Raw genomic sequence first — 22,789 nt, 5'->3', positions numbered from 1 at the left:
GTAGGCTTTGCGCAGTTTGACATCCTTTAACGATCCGTCCGGCGAGGCGGAGAAGGAGGTCCGGATCGCGCGTGGGCAGTCCTGACAACCCCGACCGGGAATTGATGACCGCGGCGGACGTGGCTCGCACCGTTTCCCGTATCGCCCACCAGATCATCGAGAAGACCGCCCTCGACGGCCCCGACGCACCGCGGGTGGTGCTGCTCGGCATCCCGACCCGCGGGGTCACCCTGGCGGCCCGGCTGGCCGAGAGGATCAAGACCTTCTCTGAGGTGACCGTCCCGCACGGCGGTCTCGACATCACGCTCTACCGCGACGACCTGGACACCAAGCCGCCGCGGCCGCTGGAGGACACCTCGATCCCCGCGGGCGGCATCGACAACGCCCTGGTGATCCTTGTCGACGACGTGCTCTACACCGGGCGTTCGGTGCGCGCCGCACTGGACGCGCTGCGCGACATCGGCCGCCCGAACGCCGTGCAGCTCGCGGTGCTCGTCGACCGCGGCCACCGCGAACTGCCGCTGCGCGCCGACTACGTCGGCAAGAACGTGCCGACCTCGCGCAGCGAGAACGTCAAGGTGCGCCTGGCCGAGACCGACGAGGTCGAGGGCATCTGGATCGCACCGCACGGTGGGCCGCGGCGATGAGCGCTTGCGCGAAGAGCAGAGGGCCGGCGATGAGCGCGTGCGCGCAGAGCAGAGAGGCCGAGGAATGACGAGACACCTGCTGACCGCTGCGGACCTGACCCGCGACGAGGCCACCGCGATCCTCGACGACGCCGACCGGTTCAGCCAGGCGCTGCTGGGCCGAGAGGTCAAGAAGCTGCCGACACTGCGCGGGCGCACCGTGATCACGATGTTCTACGAGAACTCCACCCGCACCCGGGTGTCGTTCGAGGTCGCGGGCAAGTGGATGAGCGCCGACGTGATCAACGTCAGCGCATCGGGTTCCTCTGTGGCCAAGGGCGAGTCGTTGCGTGACACCGCTCTCACCCTGCGCGCTGCCGGGGCGGATGCACTGATCATCCGGCACCCGGCGTCGGGGGCCGCCCAGCAGCTCGCGGAGTGGACCGCCGAAGAAGGCGGCCATGGTCCGTCGGTGATCAACGCCGGCGACGGCACGCACGAACACCCGACCCAGGCGCTGCTCGACGCGCTGACCCTGCGCCAGCGTCTCGGCGGCATCGAGGGCAGGCGGGTGGTGATCGTCGGCGACGTCCTCCACAGCCGCGTCGCCCGCTCCAACGTCCTGCTGCTGCACACCCTCGGGGCGGAGGTGGTGCTGGTGGCGCCGCCGACGCTGCTCCCGGTCGGTGTGCACCAGTGGCCGGTGACGGTGTCCCACGAGTTGGACGCCGAACTGCCCGCCGCCGACGCCGTACTCATGCTGCGGGTGCAGGCCGAGCGGATGAACGGCGGATTCTTCCCGTCCGCCCGCGAATACTCGGTCCGCTACGGCCTGTCGGAGAAGCGTCAGGCGCTGCTGTCGGATGCCGCGGCGGTGCTGCACCCCGGGCCGATGCTGCGCGGCATGGAGATCTCCTCGTCGGTCGCGGACTCCTCGCAATCGGCTGTGCTGCAACAGGTTTCCAATGGTGTGCACGTCCGCATGGCGGTGCTCTTCCATCTGCTCGTCGGTGCGGAACAGGAGGCGATCAGCGCATGACTTCATCCATCCCCGGGTCGCTCCGCTCCTGCCCGCCGGTGCTGATCCGCGGGGTGCGTCGCTACGGCGAGGGTGATCCCGTCGACGTGCTCGTCGAGAACGGTCAGATCGCCGAGATCGGGGCGGGGCTGCGCGTACCCGAGGACGGCGACGCCGTCGACGCGCACGGCCAGATACTGCTGCCCGGGTTCGTCGACCTGCACACCCATCTGCGCGAGCCCGGCCGTGAATACGCCGAGGACATCGAGACCGGTTCGGCGGCAGCGGCGCTCGGCGGCTACACCGCCGTCTTCGCGATGGCCAACACCACACCGGTGGCCGACAGCCCGGTGGTCACCGACCACGTGTGGCACCGCGGGCAGCAGGTCGGGCTGGTGGACGTGCATCCGGTCGGCGCGGTCACGATGGGACTCGAGGGCCGCCAACTCACCGAGATGGGCATGATGGCCGCCGGTGTCGGCCAGGTGCGGATGTTCTCCGACGACGGGGTCTGCGTCGACGATCCGTTGATCATGCGCCGGGCCCTCGAGTACGCGTCCGGGCTGGGCGTGCTGATCGCCCAGCACGCCGAGGAACCCCGGCTCACCGTCGGCGCCGTCGCGCACGAGGGGCCCAACGCCGCCCGGCTCGGCCTGGCCGGCTGGCCCCGCGCCGCCGAGGAGTCGATCGTCATCCGGGACGCACTGCTGGCGCGCGACGCCGGTGCCCGCGTGCACATCTGCCACGCGTCGACCGCGGGCACGGTCGAACTGCTGCGGTGGGCCAAGGACCAGGGCATCGCGATCACCGCGGAGGTCACCCCGCACCACCTGCTGCTCGACGACAGCCGCCTGGCGACCTACGACGGCCGCAACCGCGTCAACCCGCCGCTGCGTGAGGCCGGCGACGCCGAGGCGCTGCGCCGGGCGCTGGCCGACGGGGTGATCGACTGCGTGGCCACCGATCACGCCCCCCACGCCGAGCACGAGAAGATGTGCGAGTTCGCCGCCGCCCGGCCCGGGATGCTGGGCCTGCAGACCTCGCTGTCCGTGGTGGTGCGGACCATGGTCGAACCCGGCCTGCTGACCTGGCGCGACGTGGCGCGGGTCATGAGCGAGGCCCCGGCCCGCATCGTCGGGCTCCCCGATCAGGGCCGTCCGCTGGAGGTCGGGGAACCGGCCAACCTCACCGTCGTCGACCCCGACGCCACCTGGACCGTCAACGGTTCCGCGCTGGCCAGCCGGTCGGACAACACCCCCTTCGAGGAGATGACCTTGCCGGCCGCGGTGACGCTGACCCTGTTGCGCGGCAAGGTGACCGCCCGCGACGGCAAGAGCCCGGCGCCGGCGGGCACAAGCGACGGGGGTACCTCCCACGCGGAGCGTAGGGGGCCGACCGGGGGATCGGCGCTGTGAACACCGGGACGCTCGTCACGTCGCTCGTCATGGCGGCCGTCGTCGTCGTGGCGATCGGGCTGCTGATCCGGGCGATGATGCGCGGGTGGCGCAGACGGGCCGAACGGCAGGTCGAGCTGATCGGCACGCTGCCGACGCTGCCCGATATCGTGGGTCAGGCCGTCATCCCGGCGATGAAGGGGATCTACGTCGGCAGCACGCTGGCGCCGAACTGGCACGAACGCGTCGTCGTCGGTGATCTCGGCTACCGCACGAAGGCGGTGCTGACCCGCTATCCCGAGGGGATCATGGTGCAGCGCAGCGGCGCCCGCCCGATCTGGATTCCCGCCGAATCGGTGACCGCGATCCGCACCGAACGCGGCATGGTGGGCAAGGTGGTTCCCGGGGGCAGGAGCGCCGCGGGCAAGGCGCCGTCCCACGAGGGAATCCTCGCCATCAGATGGCGGCTGCCGTCGGGTATCGAGATCGACACCGGATTCCGCGGCGACGACCGCACCAAGTACGACCGCTGGCTGGAGGAAATAGCGTGACCAACAAAGCCGTTCTCGTCCTGGAGGACGGGCGGGTCTTCACCGGGGTGCCCTACGGCGCCGTCGGGCAGACGCTCGGTGAGGCGGTGTTCTCGACCGGGATGTCGGGATACCAGGAGACCCTCACCGACCCGAGCTACTACGGCCAGATCGTGGTCGCGACCGCACCGCAGATCGGCAACACGGGCTGGAACCATGAGGACGCCGAGAGCCGCGACGACAAGATCTGGGTCGCCGGCTACGCCGTCCGCGACCCGTCGCCGCGCGCCTCGAATTGGCGCGCCACCGGCACCCTCGACGACGAACTGGTCCGCCAGGGCATCGTCGGCGTCGCCGGCATCGACACCCGCGCCCTGGTGCGGCACCTGCGCACCCGCGGCGCGATGAAGGCGGGCATCTTCAGTGGCGATGAGGCCGCGGCGCCCGTCTCCGAACTGCTCGAGCGGGTCCGTAGCCAACCGGGGATGCTCGGCGCCAGCCTGGCGGAGAAGGTCAGCACCGACGAGGTCTACATCGTGGAACCCGAAGGCGCACATCGCTTCACCGTCGCGGCCATCGACCTCGGCATCAAGACCAACACCCCGCGCAACTTCGCGCGCCGCGGCATCCGCAGCCACGTGCTGCCGGTCGGGGCGACGTTCGAGCAGATCGCCGACCTCGAGCCCGACGGGGTGTTCCTGTCCAATGGGCCGGGCGACCCGGCCGCGGCCGACCACGTCGTCGAGGTGACCAGGGAGGTGCTGGGCGCCGGGATCCCGCTGTTCGGCATCTGCTTCGGCAACCAGATCCTCGGCCGGGCGCTCGGCCGTGACACCTACAAGATGGTGTTCGGACACCGCGGCATCAACGTGCCGGTGATGGACCACGCCACCGGTCGCGTCGCGATCACCGCGCAGAATCACGGCTTCGCCCTCGAGGGCGAAGCGGGTGAGCGGTTCGACACCCCGTTCGGCGAGGCGGTCGTCAGTCACACCTGCGCGAACGACGGGGTCGTGGAGGGCGTCAAACTCGTGAGCGGACGGGCCTTCTCGGTGCAGTACCACCCCGAGGCCGCGGCCGGCCCGCACGATGCGAACTACCTGTTCGACCAGTTCGTCGACCAGATGGCGGGGGAGAAGTGAGCGCGAGCGTGCGCAACTGCAGGAATTTTGGCGGCATGTCGTGTGCAGACACGCACGCTCGCGGTGAGGAGAAGTAATGCCACGTCGGACAGACCTGCGCCACGTCCTGGTGATCGGCTCCGGGCCGATCCTGATCGGACAGGCCGCCGAATTCGACTACTCCGGCACCCAGGCCTGCCGCGTGCTGCGCGCCGAAGGCCTCACCGTCACGCTGATCAACTCCAACCCGGCGACGATCATGACCGACCCGGAGTACGCCGACTTCACCTACGTCGAACCGATCACACCGGACTTCGTCGAGCGGGTGATCGCCCAGCAGGCCGAGCGCGGCAACAAAATCGACGCGCTGCTGGCCACCCTCGGCGGACAGACCGCGCTCAACACCGCGGTCGCGCTGTCGGAGAACGGTGTGCTCGAACGCTACGACGTCGAGCTGATCGGCGCCGACTTCGAGGCGATCCAACGCGGGGAGGACCGGCAACGGTTCAAGGACATCGTCACCAAGGTGGGCGGCGAATCCGCGCGTAGCCGTGTCTGTTTCACGATGGAAGAGGTCCGCGAGACCGTCGAGGAACTGGGCCTGCCGGTGGTCGTGCGGCCGTCGTTCACGATGGGCGGTCTCGGCTCCGGCATGGCGTACTCCGCCGAGGACGTCGAGCGGATGGCCGGGCACGGGCTCGCGTCGTCCCCCTCGGCCAACGTGCTGATCGAGGAGTCCATCTTCGGCTGGAAGGAATACGAACTCGAGCTGATGCGCGACCGCCACGACAACGTGGTGGTGGTGTGTTCGATCGAGAACTTCGACCCGATGGGCGTGCACACCGGCGACTCGGTGACCGTCGCCCCGGCGATGACGCTGACCGACCGCGAGTACCAGACCATGCGCAACCTCGGCATCGCGATCCTGCGCGAGGTCGGCGTGGCGACCGGCGGGTGCAACATCCAGTTCGCGGTGAACCCGGACGACGGCCGGCTCATCGTCATCGAGATGAACCCGCGGGTGTCGCGGTCCAGCGCCCTGGCGTCGAAGGCCACCGGCTTCCCGATCGCGAAGATCGCGGCCAAGCTGGCGATCGGCTACACCCTCGACGAGATCCTCAACGACATCACCAAGGAGACCCCGGCCTGCTTCGAGCCGACGCTGGACTACGTCGTCGTCAAGGCGCCGCGGTTCGCGTTCGAGAAGTTCCCTGGCGCCGACGCCACCCTGACCACGACGATGAAGTCGGTCGGCGAGGCGATGTCGCTGGGGCGCAACTTCATCGAGGCGCTCGGCAAGGTGATGCGCTCTCTGGAGAGCGGTCGTGCCGGCTTCTGGACCGCCCCGGACCCGATCGCCACCGTCGACGAGGTGCTGGAGAACCTGCGCACCCCGACCGACGGGCGGCTCTACGACATCGAATACGCGCTGCGGCTCGGGGCATCGGTCGAGCAGGTCGCACAGGCCTCCGGGGTGGACCCGTGGTTCGTCGACCAGATCGCCGGGCTGGTGTCGCTGCGCACCGAGATCCTCGATGCCCCGGTCGTCGACGGCGCCCTGCTGCGGCGGGCCAAGTACAACGGGTTGTCCGACCGCCAGATCGCCGCGCTGCGCCCCGAACTCGCCGGTGAGGTCGGCGTGCGGGCGCTGCGTCAGCGCCTCGGCATCCACCCGGTGTTCAAGACGGTCGACACCTGCGCCGCGGAGTTCGAGGCCAAGACGCCCTACCACTACAGCAGTTACGAACTCGACCCGGCGGCCGAGTCGGAGGTGGCGCCGCAGGCCGAGAAACCCAAGGTGCTGATCCTGGGCTCCGGCCCGAACCGCATCGGTCAGGGCATCGAATTCGACTACAGCTGTGTGCACGCCGCGACCACGCTGAGCGAGGCCGGCTTCGAGACCGTGATGATCAACTGCAACCCCGAGACGGTGTCGACCGACTACGACACCGCCGACCGGTTGTACTTCGAGCCGCTGACGTTCGAGGACGTCCTCGAGATCTACTACGCCGAATCCGCCTCCGGCGCGGGCGGTCCGGGCGTCGCCGGGGTGATCGTGCAACTCGGCGGGCAGACGCCGCTCGGGCTGGCCGAACGGCTCGAACAGGCGGGTGTCCCGATCGTCGGCACCAGCCCCAAGGCCATCGACCTGGCCGAGGACCGCGGGGCTTTCGGCGAGGTGCTGACCACCGCGGGGCTGCCCGCCCCGAGGTTCGGCCTGGCCACCACGTTCGACCAGGCCCGCCTGATCGCCGCCGACATCGGCTATCCCGTGCTGGTCCGGCCGTCCTACGTGCTGGGTGGTCGCGGTATGGAGATCGTCTACGACGAGCAGACCCTCGAGGGCTACATCACCCGGGCCACCCAGTTGTCGCCCGAGCACCCGGTGCTGGTGGATCGCTTCCTCGAAGACGCCATCGAGATCGACGTCGACGCACTGTGCGACGGCACCGAGGTCTACATCGGCGGGATCATGGAGCACATCGAGGAGGCCGGGATCCACTCCGGCGACTCGGCGTGCGCGCTGCCCCCGGTGACGCTGGGCCGCAGCGACATCGAATCGGTGCGGCGGGCCACCGAGGCGATCGCGCACGGCGTCGGGGTGGTCGGGCTGCTCAACGTGCAGTACGCGCTCAAGGACGATGTGCTCTACGTGCTGGAGGCCAACCCGCGGGCGAGCCGCACCGTGCCGTTCGTGTCGAAGGCCACCTCCGTGCCGCTGGCCAAGGCGTGTGCGCGGATCATGCTCGGCGCCACGATCGCCCAGCTGCGCGAGGAGGGTGTGCTGGCCGCGACCGGCGACGGGGGCACCACCGCCCGCAACGCCCCTGTCGCGGTGAAGGAAGCGGTGCTGCCGTTCCACCGGTTCCGCAAAGCCGACGGCGCCCAGATCGATTCGCTGCTCGGCCCGGAGATGAAGTCGACCGGTGAGGTGATGGGCATCGACCACGACTTCGGCAGCGCGTTCGCCAAGAGCCAGACCGCGGCCTACGGTTCGCTGCCCAGGTCGGGCACCGTGTTCGTCTCGGTGGCCAACCGCGACAAGCGGTCGCTGGTGTTCCCGGTCAAACGGCTGGCCGACCTCGGCTTCACCGTGCTCGCCACCGAGGGAACCGCGGAGATGCTGCGCCGCAACGGGATTCCGTGCGACGAGGTGCGCAAGCACTACGAGGGTCTGAGCGGGGCCGACGACAAGCGGCGCTCAGCGATCGAGGCCATCCGCGCCGGTGACGTCGCGATGGTGATCAACACGCCGTACGGCAACTCCGGTCCGCGCGTCGACGGCTACGAGATCCGTTCGGCCGCGGTGTCGATGAACATCCCGTGCATCACCACCGTGCAGGGCGCCTCGGCCGCGGTGCAGGGCATCGAGTCGAGCCTGCGCGGCGACATCGGGGTGATGAGCCTGCAGGAGCTGCACAGCGAGCTGGAGCACTGACCATGCGCGGCTTCGGGCGCCGGCTCGCCGAGGCGGTGTCCGAACGGGGTCCGCTGTGCCCAGGCATCGATCCGCACCCGGAGCTGCTGACGACCTGGGGGCTGTCGGTCGACGCCGACGGGCTGCGCCGCTTCTGTGACATCTGCGTGAGCGCATTCGCGGGCTTCGCGATCGTCAAACCGCAGGTGGCCTTCTTCGAAGCCCACGGTTCGGCGGGGTACGCGGTGCTCGAAGGAACCATGGCCGCCCTGCGTTCCGAAGGCGTGCTGGTGCTGGCCGACGCCAAGCGCGGCGACATCGGCTCCACGATGGCCGCCTACGCCCAGGCGTGGGCGGGGGAGTCGCCGCTGGCCGCCGATGCGGTCACCGCGTCGCCGTACCTGGGCTTCGGGTCGTTGCAGCCACTGCTCGACACCGCCGGCAGACACGGGACGGGCGTGTTCGTGCTCGCCGCCACGTCCAACCCCGAGGGCGCGGGTGTGCAACGCGCCCGGATCGAGGGCGCCACCGTCGCCCAGTCGATCGTCGACGCCGCCGCAGCGGTGAACCGCGACGCCGAGGGGCCGGGGTCGGTCGGCGTCGTCGTCGGCGCCACGGTGGCCGAACCACCCGATGTGAGCGCGCTGGGCGGCCCGGTGCTGGTGCCCGGTGTCGGCGCCCAGGGCGGCCGTCCGGAGGCGCTCGGGGGCCTGGGGGGCGCCCGTCCGGGACAGCTGTTGCCCACGGTGTCGCGGGAGGTGTTGCGCGCCGGCCCCGACGTCGCGGCGCTGCGCGGTGCCGCGGAGCGGATGCGCGACGCCGTGGCGTACCTCGCGTGACCGCCTACGGATCGACTGTGAACCCAGGGCGGGAAACCGGCCAGCGGAGCGCCGGCGTGGCGGACCGTCCGACGACGGCCCGCCCCGTCGCGGTGCGTCCTACAACCGGATCCACTGCCCGAGGAACCAGAAGCCCCATCCGTCGCCGTTGCCCGCGCGCATCGGTGTCACCGGTTGACCGTGCCAGTTGAACGGCCGGTGGTCCTGGCGGGCCTGGTCGGGTCCGCGCTGCCGCCAGTCGCTGGGTGCATCGGCCCGGTGTGAGGCGCACGCCGACGCACCGGGCCGGTCGCAGGCCGGGCCGGGGTCGGCGCCTGCGGTGCCGGTTCCGGCGCCCAGCAGGCCGGCGATGCCGATCCCGGCCGCCAGTGCCGACGTGCCCACAGCCTTCTTGACGTTCATCGCTCGCTCCGTTCGTCGTCTGCTCGGACGAGGCGGGTTCGCCTCGCCCGAGCGACGCTAGGGCCGGTACGTGGGTCGACCGTGTGGTGACCTTGTGCGGGCGCTGTGCGCTGTCGTCGCACGGTCGCGTCGGCCCCCTCGACACGCCCGACACGCCGTGACCAGCGAAAATTTAAGTTCCGGCGGACCCCCGCCGAACCCTCTACCTGCACTTCAGACCCGGCCGCAGGCGCCCGCGGGCGTGCAGTGGGGGCAAAACCCCTGCTGGACAGGGGGATCGGCGGTTTCGGTGACGTTGCCGAGTGCGCGACGCGCCGACCCCGAACCGCCTCGCGCACCACTACACGCTGGGCTTTTGATCGAGAAACGCGGGGGTGGGGTTAGCTTTCGTCGGGATGCGTGGGTACGGTCGTCGTCGCTGGCTGGTTCTACCAGCCGAGACAGAAAAAGATGGCCGAGAGAAATCGCCAGAGACGGAGGAACCCCGTGGCCCTTCCCCAGTTGACCGACGAACAGCGCGCGGCAGCGTTGGAGAAGGCTGCTGCCGCACGTCGAGCGCGTGCCGAGCTCAAAGATCGGCTGAAGCGCGGCGGCACCAACCTCAAGCAGGTGCTCAAGGATGCCGAGACCGACGAGGTCTTGGGCAAGATGAAGGTCTCCGCGCTGCTGGAGGCGTTGCCGAAGGTGGGCAAGGTCAAGGCGCAGGAGATCATGACCGAACTCGAGATCGCCCCGACCCGCCGGCTGCGCGGGCTCGGCGACCGTCAGCGCAAGGCTCTGCTCGAGAAGTTCGATCAGTCCTAGGACGCACACGTTGAACACCGGCCGAGGGGTCGGACGGGTCGTAGTCCTGTCCGGCCCCTCCGCTGTCGGGAAGTCCACCGTCGTGCGGTGCCTGCGGGAGCGGATCCCCAACCTGTACTTCAGCGTCTCGGCCACCACCCGGGCGCCGCGGCCGGGCGAGGTGGACGGGGTCGACTACGCCTTCGTCACACCCGAGGAGTTCCAGCAGCTCATCGACGACGGCGCACTCCTGGAGTGGGCCGAGATCCACGGCGGCCTGCACCGCTCCGGCACCCCGGCCCAGCCGGTGCGCGAGGCCACCGCGGCGGGCCGGCCGGTTCTGATCGAGGTCGACCTGGCCGGCGCCCGGGCGGTCAAGACGGCCATGCCCGAGGCGCTCTCGGTGTTCCTCGCCCCGCCCAGTTGGGAGGTGCTGGAGCGCCGGCTGATGGGGCGCGGCACCGAAACGCCGGAGGTGATGAGCCGGCGGCTGGCCACGGCGCGCACCGAGTTGGCCGCGCAGAGCGACTTCGATGCGGTGGTCGTGAACAGCCAGTTGGAATCTGCCTGCTCAGAATTGGTATCCTTGCTGGTGGGCCACACGTCGGCCGGCACGAATCCGGCCTGATCCGCCCCAAGCAGAGGTGAACCTCTCACCTTCCGCACATCGCCAGGAGATTTTTTACGTGAGCACCCCGCACGCCGACGCGCAGTTGACCGCCGTGGACGACCTGACCATCGACGCGGCCGCCGCCGGCGCCTACGACACGCCGCTGGGCATCACCAACCCGCCCATCGACGAGTTGCTGGACCGGGCGTCGAGCAAGTATGCGCTGGTGATCTACGCCGCCAAGCGCGCCCGCCAGATCAACGACTACTACAACCAGCTCGGTGACGGCATCCTCGAGTACGTCGGCCCGCTGGTCGAGCCCGGCCTGCAGGAGAAGCCGCTGTCGATCGCCATGCGCGAGATCCACGAGGACCTGCTCGAGCACACCGAGGGCGAGTAGCTCAGGCCTTCCGCAGTGGACCGCAAGCGGATCATCGTCGGCGTCGCCGGAGGCATCGCCGCGTACAAGGCGTGCACGCTGGTTCGCCAGCTGACCGAGGCCGGTCACGACGTCCGCGTCCTGCCCACCGAATCCGCGCTGCGGTTCGTCGGCGCCGCCACCTTCGAGGCCCTGTCCGGCCATCCCGTGCACACCGGTGTCTGGGATGACGTCCACGAGGTGCCGCATGTGCGCATCGGGCAGGAAGCCGATCTGGTGGTCGTCGCGCCGGCCACCGCCGACCTGCTGGCCCGTGCGGTCGCGGGCCGCGCCGACGACCTGCTGACCGCCACGCTGCTGACCGCCAGGTGCCCGGTGCTGTTCGCCCCGGCGATGCACACCGAGATGTGGTTCCACCCCGCGACCGTCGACAACGTCGCGACCCTGCGCCGCCGCGGCGCGGTCGTCCTCGAACCCGCCTCCGGGCGCCTCACCGGCGCCGACAGCGGTGCCGGAAGGCTGCCCGAGGCCGAGGAGATCGCCACCCTGGCCCAGCTGCTGCTCGTGCGCGGTGACGCGCTGCCCTACGACCTCGCCGGGGTGAAGGCGCTGGTGACCGCCGGCGGCACCCGCGAACCGATCGACCCGGTCCGCTTCATCGGCAACCGCAGTTCCGGCAAGCAGGGCTACGCGATGGCGCGGGTGATGGCCCAGCGCGGTGCCGACGTGACGCTGATCGCGGGCAACACCGCGGGACTCGTCGACCCGGCGGGCGTCGAGGTGGTCCACATCGGGTCTGCCGCCCAACTGCGCGATGCGGTGTCCAAACACGCCCCCGACGCGCACGTCCTGGTGATGGCGGCCGCGGTCGCCGACTTCCGGCCCGTGCACACCGCGACAGCCAAGATCAAGAAGTCCAGCGATCCGAATGAGGACGCGCCCACCATCGACCTCACGCGCACCGACGACATCCTCGCGGGGACGGTCCGCGCGCGCTCTGACGGACAGCTGCCCAACATGAGGGCGATCGTGGGGTTCGCCGCCGAGACCGGCGACGCCAATGGCGACGTGCTGTTCCACGCCCGCGCGAAGTTCAAGCGCAAGGGCTCCGACCTCCTGGTCGTCAACGCGGTGGGCGACAACCGGGCGTTCGAGGTGGACAACAACGACGGATGGCTGCTCGCGGCCGACGGTACCGAGACCGCACTGGAGCACGGTTCGAAAACTCTGATGGCCAGCCGTATCGTGGACGCGATCGTCGCCTTTCTGCAGAACAGCAACGGGTGACCGGCGGGGGATTCGGCTGCATCAAAGGGTTGCGTACGGTTCGGGTACGCGCTTGGGTGCAACTGGGCACCGATACGATTTGACGGGCTAAGTAAGCATGGCGGAATTCAGTACAACGTTCGATACAAGTGAGGATCACACGTGAGTAAAGGTCGGCTGTTTACCAGTGAGTCGGTGACCGAGGGACACCCCGACAAGATCTGTGACGCCATCAGCGACTCGGTCCTCGACTCGCTGCTCGCGCAGGATCCCCGGTCGCGTGTCGCGGTCGAGACCCTCGTCACCACCGGCCAGGTGCACGTCGTCGGCGAGGTGACCACCTCGGCGAAAGAAGCGTTCGCCGACATCACCAACACCGTGCGGCATCGCATCCTCGAGGTCGGCTACGACTCGTCGGACAAGGGTTTCGACGGCACCACCTGCGGTGTGAACATCGGCATCGGCGCGCAGTCCCCGGACATCGCCCAGGGTGTGGACACCGCCCACGAGACCCGCGTCGAGGGTGCCGGTGATCCGCTGGACCTGCAGGGCGCCGGTGACCAGGGCCTGATGTTCGGCTACGCCATCAAGGACACCCCCGAGCTGATGCCGCTGCCGATCGCGCTCGCCCACCGGCTGGCCCGCCGGCTGACCGAGGTGCGCAAGAACGGCGTGCTCGACTACCTGCGGCCGGACGGCAAGACCCAGGTCACCGTGCAGTACGACGGTGTCACCCCGGTGCGGTTGGACACCGTGGTGCTGTCCACGCAGCACGCCGAGGGCATCGACCTCGAGGGCACTCTCACCCCGGACATCCGGGAGAAGGTCGTCAACACCGTGCTGTCGGATCTCGGCCACGACACCATGGACACCTCCGATTTCCGGCTCCTGGTCAACCCGACCGGCAAGTTCGTGCTCGGCGGCCCGATGGGTGACGCCGGTCTGACCGGCCGCAAGATCATCGTCGACACCTACGGCGGCTGGGCCCGCCACGGCGGCGGCGCCTTCTCCGGGAAGGATCCGTCCAAGGTGGACCGCTCCGCGGCGTACGCGATGCGCTGGGTGGCCAAGAACGTCGTCGCGGCGGGTCTGGCCGAGCGTGTCGAGGTCCAGGTGGCCTACGCCATCGGCAAGGCCGCACCGGTCGGATTGTTCGTCGAGACCTTCGGCACCGAGACCGCCGACCCGGCGAAGATCGAGAAGGCCATCACCGACGTGTTCGACCTGCGCCCCGGCGCGATCGTGCGAGACCTGGACCTGCTGCGCCCGATCTACGCGCCGACCGCCGCGTACGGCCACTTCGGCCGCACCGACATCGACCTGCCGTGGGAGCGCACCGACAAGGCCGACGCGCTGAAGACGGCCGTCTAGGCCGAGTACTCGTAGTCGTCGAGGGGGAACCGCCGGCTGCGCCAGTACGTCTCGAGTGTGCTGGCCGGCCGTAGCGGCACGTCGCCGTTGCGGTCGAAGTAGTAGCTTCGGGCGTCGCGGCAGCTGTCCTGCCAGAAGATCTGCCGGTGCCGTTTGCGCATCATCTCGTCGAAGTAGCGGTCGTTGGCGGCCCGGCTCACCTCGACCCGTTCGGCCGAGCGGTGCCGCGCCTCCCGCAGGCACCGCACGATGTGGCGGGTCTGAGTCTCGATGAGGGCGAAGTACGACGAGCCGACGTACCCGTAGGGGCCGCTCACCGAGAACAGGTTCGGGAACCCCGGCACGCTGACACCTTCGTAGGCCTGCAGCCGGTGGGTGTCCCAGAACTGCGCGAGCGACATGCCGCCGGCACCGTGTATCGCGAAGGTCTGGGCATCGCTGTCGGCCACCTTGAAGCCGGTGGCCAGGATCAGCACGTCGACGTCGTGGCTCTCGCCGTCCGTGGTGGCCACACCGGACCCGGTGATCTTGTCGATCGGCTCGGTGATCAGCCGGACGTTGTCGCGGTTGAACGTGGCGAGGTAGGTGTTGTGGAAGCCGGGGCGTTTACAGCCCACCGCGTAGCGCGGTGTCAGCTTCTCCCGCGTCACCGGGTCCTCGACCTGCTTGCGCAGGTACGACCGGCCCGCCCGGTCCATGCGCTGGGCCATCGGGTTGACGGTGAAGTACTGCGCGGCCAGCGGGAACGTGAACTCGACGAAGGCCTGACTGAGCAGCCGCTGCACCGCGTTCCCGCCCGGCAGACGCATCGCGGCGCGCACCGCCCGCGGCAAGGGCACGTCGAACTTCGGGAAGCACCAGATCGGTGTCCGCTGGAACACGTCGAGCCGCTCGACCAGCGGGGCGATCTCGGGAATCACCTGGACGGCCGACGCGCCGGTGCCGATGATCGCCACGCGTTTACCGCGCAGGTCCACCGACGGGTCCCACCGGGCGGTGTGCACGGTCGTTCCCGCGAAGGAGTCGACGCCCGGGATGTCCGGCATGTTCGGCACCGTCAGCACCCCGGTCGCGTTGACCAGGAACCGTGCGGTCACCTCGTCGCCGGAGTCCAGTCGCAGCCGCCAGGCGTTGTCGGTCTCGTCGAACGTCGCCGCGAGCACCTCGGTCCCGAACCGGATCCGGTCCCGCAGGCCGTATTTGTCGACGCAGTGTTCGGCGTAGGCCCGCAGCTCGTGACCCGGCGCGTAGGTGCGCGACCAGTTCGGGCTCTGCTCGAACGAGAACTGGTACGAGAACGAGGGGATGTCGACGGCGATGCCCGGGTAGGTGTTCCAGTACCAGGTGCCGCCGGGGGCGTCACCGGCCTCGATGATGCGATAGTCGGCCAGCCCCGCCCGGTCCAGTGCGATCGCCGCCCCGATTCCGCCGAACCCGGCGCCGACGATGAGGGTGTGGTGGTCGGGCATCGTGCCGCCTTCCGTTGCGGGCCTCGTCTGCCGTTCTAGCCGACACCGCGGCGATCGGTCAAAGGTCCCCAGTCGACGGTCGATCGGTCAGCGGTGCAGTGCCGCGCGCAGCGCGGCGAACCCCAGGTCGGCCGCCGCCGTCGCCGCAGGCACCACACCCGCGTAGCCGAGGTACCCGTGCACCAGCGTCTCGGCGTGGTGCAGCTCGACGGGGACGCCGGCGGCGGTGAGCAGTTCGGCGTACCGGATGCCGTCGTCGCGCAGCGGGTCGTGCCCCGCGACCGCGATGTAGGCCGGCGGCAGCCCGGTGAAGTCGCTCGCCCGGCCCGGCGCCAGCCCCGGCGGCAGGTCCGCCAGGTCCGCCGGATCGTGGGCGCCGGCGTACCAGCCCGCGAAGCCGGCGACCGCGTCGCGGTCGAGGATCGGCGCATCCGCGTTCTCGGTGACCGAGGGCAGCGAGAGGTCCCACAGCGTGCCCGGGTACCACAGCAGCTGGAACGCGATCGGCGGTCCACCGTGGTCGCGCGCGCGGTGGGTCATCACCGCCGACAGGTTGCCGCCCGCGGAGTCGCCGGCCACCGCCAGGCGGCTCGCGTCCACCGACAGTTCGGCGCCGTGCCCGGCGACCCACGTCAGCGCCGCCCACGCGTCCTCGACCGCGGCCGGATACGGGTGTTCGGGCGCCAACCGGTAGTCCACCGACACGACGACCGCATCGGCCGCCACCGCGTGGTGGCGGCATTCACCGTCGTGGGTGTCGAGGTCTCCGGCGGCGAAGCCGCCACCGTGGAAGAAGACGACGACCGGCGGCGCGGGCTCCGAGGTGGCGGGCCGGTACACCCGGATCGAGATCTCACCGGCGGGGCCCGGGATCGTCCGGTCCTGCGCCTCGACCTCGGGATGGACCTCCCGCCGGGGCAGCTCCCGCAGCTTGCGGCGGGCCACCTCGACGCCCTCGTCGACCGAGAGCTGGAACGGCACCGCGTCCAGTACCTTTCTCAGAATGGCGTCGATAGGCGGTTTCTCGTCAGCGACAGACACGACCTCACCGTACGCACACCGGCGGACCGCCCGGTTGTGGGCCGCCGCCGCGGTCGTCGCCGCCGGCTACGGCGTTTTCCTGATCGTGACGGCGCTGCGGGTTCCGCAGGGAGCCGAGCTCACCGGCCAGTTCGTCGCCCAGCCCGCGGTGAAGGCGCTGGCCGCGGTGCTGTTGGCCATCGGGGCGGCCGGCCACCCGATCCGACGCGAGCGCCGCTGGCTCGTGCCTGCGCTGGTGTTCTCGGCGTGCGGCGACTTCCTGCTGGCGATCCCGTGGTGGGAGCCGTCGTTCGTGCTCGGCCTCGCGTCGTTCCTCGTCGCCCACCTGTGCTTCCTGGCCGCGCTCGTCCCGCTGGCCGCCCGGTCGGCTGCGCGGTCGGTGGGCGTCGCGCTCACCGTGGTGGCGTGCGGCGCGTTGCTGGTGTGGTTCTGGCCGCGGCTCGTCGAGGACGGGATGGCCGTCCCCGTCACCGCCTACATCACCGTGCTCGGGGCCATGGTGTGCGCCGCACTGCTGGCCCGGCTGCCGACGCCGTGGACGGCGCTCGGCGCGGTCTGCTTCGCGGTGTCGGACGCCATGATCGGCATCGGCCGGTTCGTCCTCGGCTCCGAGGCGCTCGCGGTGCCGATCTGGTGGGTCTACGCGGCGTCACTCCTGCTCATCACCGCGGGTTTCTTCTTCGGTCGCACGGTAAACCGCGACGAAACCTGAGTTGACCGGACCGAAACGTAGCGTGGCTAACGTCGCGCCATGAGCGGAACACACGGCTTCGGACGCAGAGGATTCCTCCAGACGGCAGTGGTCGGTGTCGGGGCCGGCGCAGTGGTCGCCGCCTGCACCAAGAACACGTCGTCGGCCACCGCGTCCGAACTGCCGTACTCGTCGATTTCCGTGCTGCAGCCGGGCCAGGGCGACCGCAGCGGCGACCACTACCTGTCCTCGCTGCCCGACCAGGTGCTGTGGGGTTACGTGCCCACCGTGCACGCGACGCCGGTGCTCCGGATGCGGTCGGGGCAGACCGTCACCATCGACGCCGTCTCCCACGAGGGGATCCTCGAGGACCAGGGACGCGACCCGGTCGAGTGGTTCGGCGGCCTGGGGGTCAGCGAGTCGGATGTTCTGGAGGATGCGAAAGCCATTGCGGCCGAATACAACCGGACCCCGCGGAATTTCGCCAAGGACGGCCCGCACGTGGTGACGGGACCGATCTTCGTCGAGGGTGCCGAACCCGGCGACGTGCTGAAGATCGAGACGCTCGAGACGGCGCCGCGGGTGCCCTACGGGGTCGTGTCGAGCCGGCACGGCAAGGGTGCGCTGGGCCTGGCCGCGGACAAGGCCGCGCCTGCGGGTATCTCGCTCGCCGAGGTGATGCCGCCCCCGGACACCGACGGGCGGTCGGATCCCGACCCAATGAAGTGGGGTGACGTCTCGGTGTTCACCCCGGTGGAGCAGGGTCGCGGCGTCATGCCCGTCGGCGCGGGCGGTTCGGTGCGGTTCCCGCTCAACCCGTTCATGGGCATGATGGGCGTCGCCTTCGCCAGGGACGAGGGCCTCAACGCCCCCAACGCCAACTCGATCCCGCCGACGATCGGCGGGGGCAACATCGACATCAAACTGCTCGGCGTCGGATCGACGTTCTACCTGCCGGTGTTCGCTCCCGGAGCGCTGTTCTACGTCGGGGATCCGCACATGGCGATGGGTGACGGGGAGGTGGCGCTGACGGCGATGGAGGGTTCGCTGCGCGGCACGTTCCGGCTCACCGTGTGCAAACCGGGCTCCGGCGATGCGCCCAGCGTGTCCTACCGCTACCCGTTCGCCGAGACCGAGCGGGCCTGGATACCGATCGGGCTGTCCGATCCCGACGGCGCCGTCGGCGGCCAGGGCAGCGATCTGGACGTCGCGATGCGCCGCGCCGTGGTCAACGCCCTGGACTACCTCGAGCGGGACCGCGGGATGGACCGTGCCACCGCCTACGCGTACCTGTCCGCGGCGGGCGACTTCACCATCTCCCAGGTGGTCGACCGCACCGTCGGCGTGCACGGGCAGATCTATAAGGACCACTTCGCGTCCTGATCCGGTACGGCCCTTGCGAAGGCGTGTCCGGGCCGTCTGCTAGAGGTGTCGGGTGACCAAAACCCGGCAGCCGGCCGAACACGAGCCGATCGCGCGCGTGCTGCCGATGCTGTCGGTGCCGCATCTCGACCGGGAATTCGACTACCTCGTGCCGGCCGAGTGTTCCGACGACGCCCAGCCCGGCGTCCGGGTCCGGGTGCGTTTTCACGGCCGGCTGGTGGACGCGTTCCTGCTCGAGCGGCGTTCCGAGACCGACCACGCGGGGCAGTTGGGCTGGCTGGACCGCGTGGTCTCGCCGCAGCAGGTGCTGACCCCCGACGTGCGCCGGCTCGCCGATGCGGTCGCCGCACGCTACGCCGGCACCCGCCCGGACGTGCTGCGCCTTGCCGTACCCCCGCGGCACGCCGGCGCCGAGAAGAAGCCGGCCCCCGATCTGCCCCCCGCCGAGGTCCCGGCGATCGACCTCGCCCCCTGGCGGGCCTATCCGCGCGCCGAACAGTTCCTCGGTGCGGTCGGCGAGGGGCGTGCCGCCCGTGCGGTCTGGCAGGCGCTGCCCGGCGAACGGTGGGCGGCCCGCCTCGCGGAGGCCGCGGCGCTCACGGTCGCCAGTGGCCGCGGTGTGTTGGCGATCGTCCCGGACCAGCGTGACGTGGACGCCCTGCACGCCGCCGCGGTGTCGCTGCGCGCCGGCGACCGGGTGGTCGCGCTGTCGGCGGGGCTCGGTCCGTCGCAGCGGTACCGGCGTTGGCTGTCGGTGCTGCGGGGCGGCGCCCGGTTCGTGATCGGCACCCGCAGTGCTGTGTTCGCGCCGGTGTGCGACCTGGGTCTGGTGATGGTGTGGGACGACGGTGACGACAGCCTGGCCGAGCCGCGGGCGCCCTATCCGCACGCGCGCGAGGTGGCCATGCTGCGCGCCCACCAGTTGCGCTGCGCGGCCCTCATCGGGGGCTACTCCCGCACCGCCGAGGCCCAGGCGCTGGTTCGCAGCAGGTGGGCCCACGACCTCGTCGCGCCGCGCCCCGCGGTGCGGGCGGCGGCCCCGCGCGTGATCGCATTGGAGGACAGCGGGTTCGAACAGGAGCGTGACCCGGCCGCGCACACCGCCAGGCTCCCGTCGGTGGCGCTGCGGAACGCCCGCGCCGCCCTGCAGGCGGGCAGACCCGTACTGGTGCAGGTACCCCGGCGGGGCTATCTGCCGGCGCTGGCGTGCGCCCGGTGCCGGGCGATTGCCCGGTGCAGACACTGCACCGGGCCCCTGTCGCTGCTCGAGCGCGGCGGTGCGGCGATGTGCCGGTGGTGCGGACGCGAGGACGTCGGATTACGTTGTGGCCGTTGCGGATCGGATTCGGTCCGGGCGGTCGCGGTGGGGGCGAGGCGCACCGCCGAAGAGCTCGGCCGCGCGTTCGCGGGCACACCGGTCGTCACCTCGAGCGGCGAGGCGATGGTGGATGCCGTCGCCGACGAACCCGCACTGGTGGTCGCCACGCCGGGCGCCGAACCCGAGCCCGCCGCCGGCTACGGGGCCGCACTGCTGCTCGACGGCTGGGCGCTGCTCGGGCGGCAGGATCTCCGGGCGGCCGAGGACACGCTGCGCCGGTGGATGGCGGCCGCCACGCTGGTGCGCCCACGCTCGGACGGCGGTGTGGTCACCGTGGTCGCCGAATCGGCGATCCCGACCGTGCAGGCGCTGATCCGCTGGGATCCGTTGGGCCACGCGGAATCCGAACTCGACTCCCGATCCGAGGTGGGGCTGCCGCCCGCCGTGCACATCGCCGCGGTCGACGGGGCGTTCCCGGCGGTGACGGCGTTGCTCGAGACCGCCGACCTGCCCGACGACGCCGAGGCGCTGGGGCCGGTCGATCTGCCCGTCGACGCCAGGCGGCCGCCCGGCACACCGGCCGACGCCGCGGTGAGTCGGATGCTGGTGCGGGTGCCCCGCGACCGCGGGCTGGCGCTGGCGGCGGCCCTGCGGCGGGGGACCGGCGTGCTGAGCGCCCGCCACGACACCGATCCGGCTCGCGTACAGATCGACCCGTTGCACATAGGGTGAGGCGAACCCACCGGACAGGAGGACGGCATGCGGCGGTTGCTCGCGTGGTCGATCACCTTGTTGCTCATCGCCATCGGACTGCTGTGGCCGCTGGTGTTCGACGGCGGATCCGGCGACGCAGGCACCGTCGACGACCCGATGGTGATCCGGGACTACCGGGCCGACTTCACCGTCGCCGCCGACGGTGAACTGACCGCGGTCGAGACCATCACCGGCGAGTTCCCGTCGGATCGGCACGGCATCTTCCGCTACTGGGATGTGACCAACCCGAACAACGACCGGATCCGGCAGCCGCCCCACGTCGAATCCGTCACGCGCGACGGCGAACCCGAACCCTACGAACTGCAGTGGGAGAACGGCAAGAGGTTCCACGTCGCCAAGGTCGGCTCCGCCGACGTGACGCTCACGCCGGGCGAGCACGTCTACGAGATCCGTTACCGCATCCCCGGTGTCCTCGATCCGGGGGACACCGGCGCCGACCGCCGCTTCGCCACCACCACCGGCGATCCGGACGCACCGTCGACGTTCTTCTGGAACGTCATCGCCCCGTCGTGGAACAACCGGATCGACCGCGCGCAGATCAGCGTGACCCTGCCCGCCGACGTCACCGGCGTTCAGTGCAGCGTCGGATACGGCCTCGGCCGGGCGTGCGACGAGGTGACCGTGACGGACCGCACGGTGCGCATCGAGGCGCGTGACCTGCCGCCACGCACCCCGGTCACCGTCCGCACCGGCGTGGACGCCGACCCGCCGCCGCGCGCCGAACTGCCCTGGCCCCACCGCTGGGACCGGATCCTCGGCAGCTCGGTCGACGGCCTCGCGTGGATGCTCGGGCTCAGCGCCCTGGCCGCGCTCGGCGGATACCTGTGGACCAGGTCGGCCATCGAACGCGCGCCGGCGTTCCCGCTGCAGTACGCCCCGCCGCCCGGCATCGGTCCCGTCCAGGCCGAGTACCTGCGCACCGAGAAGGTGCCCGGGCACGGGCTGACCGCCACGCTGTTCCACCTCGCCGAACAGGACCTCGTCACGCTGCGCCAGGTGAACTCGAAACAGTGGGAGGTGCGCGGCACCGCGGGCAAGAGCCGCTGGGCCGATGCCGACCCGGTCGGTGTCGCGGTCGGATCGGCCCTCAAGGTCATCGGCACCGGCACCGAGTTCGAGGCCAAACACACCGCGAGGAGCGGGGAGAAACTCAGCAAGGCCCGCACCGATATGGCTGCCGCCGCGAAGAAGTGGGTGCTCGACGAGGGGCTGATGGTCACCCGCCGACGTGAGGGCTGGCTGCAGACCGCGAACATCGCGGCCGCGGTGCTCGCGGTGTGCGGATTCCTGGGCTGGGGTTTCGCGACCACCATGGCGGGTCTGCCGTTCGCGGTGTTCTTCGTCGTGACCATCCCGGCGTGGTTCGGCGGGCTCGGCACCCGCCGCACCCCCGAGGGCCGCAAGTTGTGGTCGCAGGTCGGCGGATTCCACCGGATGCTGTGCACCGACTCCGCCGAAGCCCGCTTCGACTTCGCGGCGCGCAAGGACCTCTACACCGCGTACCTGCCGTTCGCCGCCGCCGCCGGCGTCGCCGCCCTGTGGGCCAAGAAGTACGAGATGGTCATGGGAGTGCCTGCACCGCAACCGGTGTGGTACCAGACGTCGTCCCCGTCGGGATCGGGATACACCGGCGGTTCCGGCACAGGCGGCGCGTTCGACAGCTTCGAATCGTCGCTGTCGTCGTCGATCAACGCCTACACGGCATCGCAGGCGGCGTCGTCGTCGAGCAGCGGGAGCAGCAGTGGGAGCAGCTTCTCCAGCGGTGGCGGCGGAGGCGGCGGCGGAGGAGGAGGGGGCGGTTCATGGTGAGCTTCGTGCTGGTGCTCGTGCTGGTGCTCGCGGTGCTCGCGCTGGCCGGGTTCGTGATGGGTTACAACAAACTCCGGGCGGCCGACGTCCGGGTCGCCGAGGCGTTGGCCGGTATCGACGTCGAACTCACCCGGCGGGCGTCGCTGATCCCCAGCCTGGTCCACACCGTGCAGACCTTCGCCGCCCACGAGAAGGCGATCCTCGACCATGTCAGCACCGCGCGGGCGGCCGTGACGTCGGCGACGGCGGGCCGGTCGGTGGCACAGCGCAGCGCCGCGGAGAAGGAACTCGACACCGCCGTCGGCCAGGTGCTCGCGCTCGGCCAGGCCTATCCGAAACTCAGCTCGTCGGGCAACTTCCTCGATCTGCAGCGCAACCTCGCCGACACCGAGAACAAGCTCGCCTTCGCGCGGCAGTACTACAACGACGCGGTCGCCACGCTCAACCGGCTCACCACCACGATCCCGTGGATGTTCGTGGCGGGCCCGGCCGGGGTGTCCGAGCGCGAGTACTACCAGACCCCGCGATGAGCCCTCCCTAGACTGTC

General features: G+C 70.6%; 20 protein-coding genes. 17 read left to right on the top strand and 3 right to left on the bottom strand.

Features of this window, described 5'->3' with window-relative positions:
- The first annotated feature begins 71 nt into the window (after positions 1 to 71).
- From pyrR to pyrF, 7 genes are all read left to right on the top strand, one after another.
- Positions 72 to 647, top strand: coding sequence for a bifunctional pyr operon transcriptional regulator/uracil phosphoribosyltransferase PyrR (gene pyrR / locus AU195_RS06715; protein WP_059158292.1), 576 nt, complete (start codon positions 72 to 74; stop codon positions 645 to 647).
- 64 nt (positions 648 to 711) lie between these two features.
- Positions 712 to 1,665 (top strand): aspartate carbamoyltransferase catalytic subunit, encoded by a 954-nt coding sequence (locus AU195_RS06710; protein WP_059158291.1) that lies wholly within the window; start codon positions 712 to 714, stop codon positions 1,663 to 1,665.
- Positions 1,662 to 3,059 (top strand): dihydroorotase, encoded by a 1,398-nt coding sequence (locus tag AU195_RS06705; protein WP_059158290.1) that lies wholly within the window; start codon positions 1,662 to 1,664, stop codon positions 3,057 to 3,059. Before AU195_RS06710 ends, AU195_RS06705 begins: the two co-directional genes overlap by 4 nt.
- On the top strand, positions 3,056 to 3,589 hold the full coding sequence (locus tag AU195_RS06700) for a PH-like domain-containing protein (RefSeq protein ID WP_059158289.1): 534 nt from the start codon (positions 3,056 to 3,058) through the stop codon (positions 3,587 to 3,589). Before AU195_RS06705 ends, AU195_RS06700 begins: the two co-directional genes overlap by 4 nt.
- Positions 3,586 to 4,710, top strand: coding sequence for a glutamine-hydrolyzing carbamoyl-phosphate synthase small subunit (gene carA, locus AU195_RS06695; protein ID WP_059158288.1), 1,125 nt, complete (start codon positions 3,586 to 3,588; stop codon positions 4,708 to 4,710). Before AU195_RS06700 ends, carA begins: the two co-directional genes overlap by 4 nt.
- A 76-nt stretch (positions 4,711 to 4,786) precedes the next feature.
- Positions 4,787 to 8,128 carry a carbamoyl-phosphate synthase large subunit gene (carB, locus tag AU195_RS06690; RefSeq protein ID WP_059158287.1) on the top strand — a complete coding sequence of 1,114 codons (3,342 nt, stop codon included), beginning with the start codon at positions 4,787 to 4,789 and terminating at the stop codon, positions 8,126 to 8,128.
- Positions 8,129 to 8,130: 2 nt separating this feature from the next.
- Complete coding sequence (pyrF, locus tag AU195_RS06685; protein ID WP_059158286.1) at positions 8,131 to 8,946, top strand: orotidine-5'-phosphate decarboxylase; 816 nt, start codon at positions 8,131 to 8,133, stop codon at positions 8,944 to 8,946.
- Positions 8,947 to 9,045: 99 nt separating this feature from the next.
- Here the strand turns inward: pyrF and AU195_RS06680 are convergent, their stop codons facing one another.
- Complete coding sequence (locus AU195_RS06680) at positions 9,046 to 9,348, bottom strand: hypothetical protein (protein WP_059158285.1); 303 nt, start codon at positions 9,346 to 9,348, stop codon at positions 9,046 to 9,048.
- Positions 9,349 to 9,834: 486 nt separating this feature from the next.
- Between AU195_RS06680 and mihF the strand changes: the two genes are divergently transcribed.
- The 5 genes from mihF (at position 9,835) to metK (ending at position 13,757) form a co-directional block, all read left to right on the top strand.
- Positions 9,835 to 10,152, top strand: coding sequence for an integration host factor, actinobacterial type (gene mihF / locus AU195_RS06675; RefSeq protein WP_003889986.1), 318 nt, complete (start codon positions 9,835 to 9,837; stop codon positions 10,150 to 10,152).
- 10 nt (positions 10,153 to 10,162) lie between these two features.
- Complete coding sequence (gmk, locus tag AU195_RS06670; protein ID WP_059158284.1) at positions 10,163 to 10,759, top strand: guanylate kinase; 597 nt, start codon at positions 10,163 to 10,165, stop codon at positions 10,757 to 10,759.
- 58 nt (positions 10,760 to 10,817) lie between these two features.
- Complete coding sequence (gene rpoZ, locus AU195_RS06665; protein WP_059094121.1) at positions 10,818 to 11,141, top strand: DNA-directed RNA polymerase subunit omega; 324 nt, start codon at positions 10,818 to 10,820, stop codon at positions 11,139 to 11,141.
- Between the two features lie 15 nt (positions 11,142 to 11,156).
- Positions 11,157 to 12,407 carry a bifunctional phosphopantothenoylcysteine decarboxylase/phosphopantothenate--cysteine ligase CoaBC gene (coaBC, locus tag AU195_RS06660; RefSeq protein ID WP_059158283.1) on the top strand — a complete coding sequence of 417 codons (1,251 nt, stop codon included), beginning with the start codon at positions 11,157 to 11,159 and terminating at the stop codon, positions 12,405 to 12,407.
- A gap of 141 nt (positions 12,408 to 12,548) precedes the next feature.
- On the top strand, positions 12,549 to 13,757 hold the full coding sequence (gene metK / locus AU195_RS06655) for a methionine adenosyltransferase (protein ID WP_059158282.1): 1,209 nt from the start codon (positions 12,549 to 12,551) through the stop codon (positions 13,755 to 13,757).
- Here metK and AU195_RS06650 read toward each other — a convergent pair.
- Positions 13,754 to 15,226, bottom strand: coding sequence for a flavin-containing monooxygenase (locus AU195_RS06650; protein WP_059158281.1), 1,473 nt, complete (start codon positions 15,224 to 15,226; stop codon positions 13,754 to 13,756). The two genes, metK and AU195_RS06650, sit on opposite strands and share 4 nt — an antisense overlap.
- 87 nt (positions 15,227 to 15,313) lie before the next feature.
- On the bottom strand, positions 15,314 to 16,267 hold the full coding sequence (locus AU195_RS06645; protein WP_172800490.1) for an alpha/beta hydrolase: 954 nt from the start codon (positions 16,265 to 16,267) through the stop codon (positions 15,314 to 15,316).
- Between AU195_RS06645 and AU195_RS06640 the strand changes: the two genes are divergently transcribed.
- The 5 genes from AU195_RS06640 (at position 16,230) to AU195_RS06620 (ending at position 22,772) form a co-directional block, all read left to right on the top strand.
- Positions 16,230 to 16,979, top strand: coding sequence for a lysoplasmalogenase (locus AU195_RS06640; protein WP_059158279.1), 750 nt, complete (start codon positions 16,230 to 16,232; stop codon positions 16,977 to 16,979). The two genes, AU195_RS06645 and AU195_RS06640, sit on opposite strands and share 38 nt — an antisense overlap.
- Before the next feature lie 111 nt (positions 16,980 to 17,090).
- On the top strand, positions 17,091 to 18,341 hold the full coding sequence (locus tag AU195_RS06635) for an acetamidase/formamidase family protein (RefSeq protein WP_059158345.1): 1,251 nt from the start codon (positions 17,091 to 17,093) through the stop codon (positions 18,339 to 18,341).
- A gap of 52 nt (positions 18,342 to 18,393) precedes the next feature.
- On the top strand, positions 18,394 to 20,391 hold the full coding sequence (locus AU195_RS06630) for a primosomal protein N' (protein ID WP_059158278.1): 1,998 nt from the start codon (positions 18,394 to 18,396) through the stop codon (positions 20,389 to 20,391).
- 27 nt (positions 20,392 to 20,418) lie between these two features.
- Positions 20,419 to 22,242, top strand: a complete 1,824-nt coding sequence (locus AU195_RS06625) for a DUF2207 domain-containing protein (RefSeq protein ID WP_059158277.1) — start codon at positions 20,419 to 20,421, stop codon at positions 22,240 to 22,242.
- Complete coding sequence (locus AU195_RS06620; protein ID WP_059158276.1) at positions 22,236 to 22,772, top strand: LemA family protein; 537 nt, start codon at positions 22,236 to 22,238, stop codon at positions 22,770 to 22,772. The genes AU195_RS06625 and AU195_RS06620 overlap by 7 nt, the downstream gene beginning before the upstream one ends.
- The last annotated feature ends 17 nt before the right edge of the window (positions 22,773 to 22,789 follow it).

Source organism: Mycobacterium sp. IS-1496 (assembly GCF_001499995.1).
Classification (GTDB): domain Bacteria; phylum Actinomycetota; class Actinomycetes; order Mycobacteriales; family Mycobacteriaceae; genus Mycobacterium.
The sequence above is the reverse complement of the archived record's forward strand: the minus strand, read 5'-3'. Positions and strand labels throughout refer to the sequence as shown.

Bases quoted from the DNA above. Each gene is read 5' to 3' on its own strand.
- AU195_RS06710 (WP_059158291.1), top strand. From the start codon at position 712: ATGACGAGACACCTGCTGACCGCTGCGGACCTGACCCGCGACGAGGCC.
- AU195_RS06705 (WP_059158290.1), top strand. From the start codon at position 1,662: ATGACTTCATCCATCCCCGGGTCGCTCCGCTCCTGCCCGCCGGTGCTG.
- carB (WP_059158287.1), top strand. From the start codon at position 4,787: ATGCCACGTCGGACAGACCTGCGCCACGTCCTGGTGATCGGCTCCGGG.
- pyrF (WP_059158286.1), top strand. From the start codon at position 8,131: ATGCGCGGCTTCGGGCGCCGGCTCGCCGAGGCGGTGTCCGAACGGGGT.
- AU195_RS06680 (WP_059158285.1), bottom strand. From the start codon at position 9,348: ATGAACGTCAAGAAGGCTGTGGGCACGTCGGCACTGGCGGCCGGGATC.
- AU195_RS06650 (WP_059158281.1), bottom strand. From the start codon at position 15,226: ATGCCCGACCACCACACCCTCATCGTCGGCGCCGGGTTCGGCGGAATC.
- AU195_RS06640 (WP_059158279.1), top strand. From the start codon at position 16,230: ATGGCGTCGATAGGCGGTTTCTCGTCAGCGACAGACACGACCTCACCG.
- AU195_RS06625 (WP_059158277.1), top strand. From the start codon at position 20,419: ATGCGGCGGTTGCTCGCGTGGTCGATCACCTTGTTGCTCATCGCCATC.
- AU195_RS06620 (WP_059158276.1), top strand. From the start codon at position 22,236: ATGGTGAGCTTCGTGCTGGTGCTCGTGCTGGTGCTCGCGGTGCTCGCG.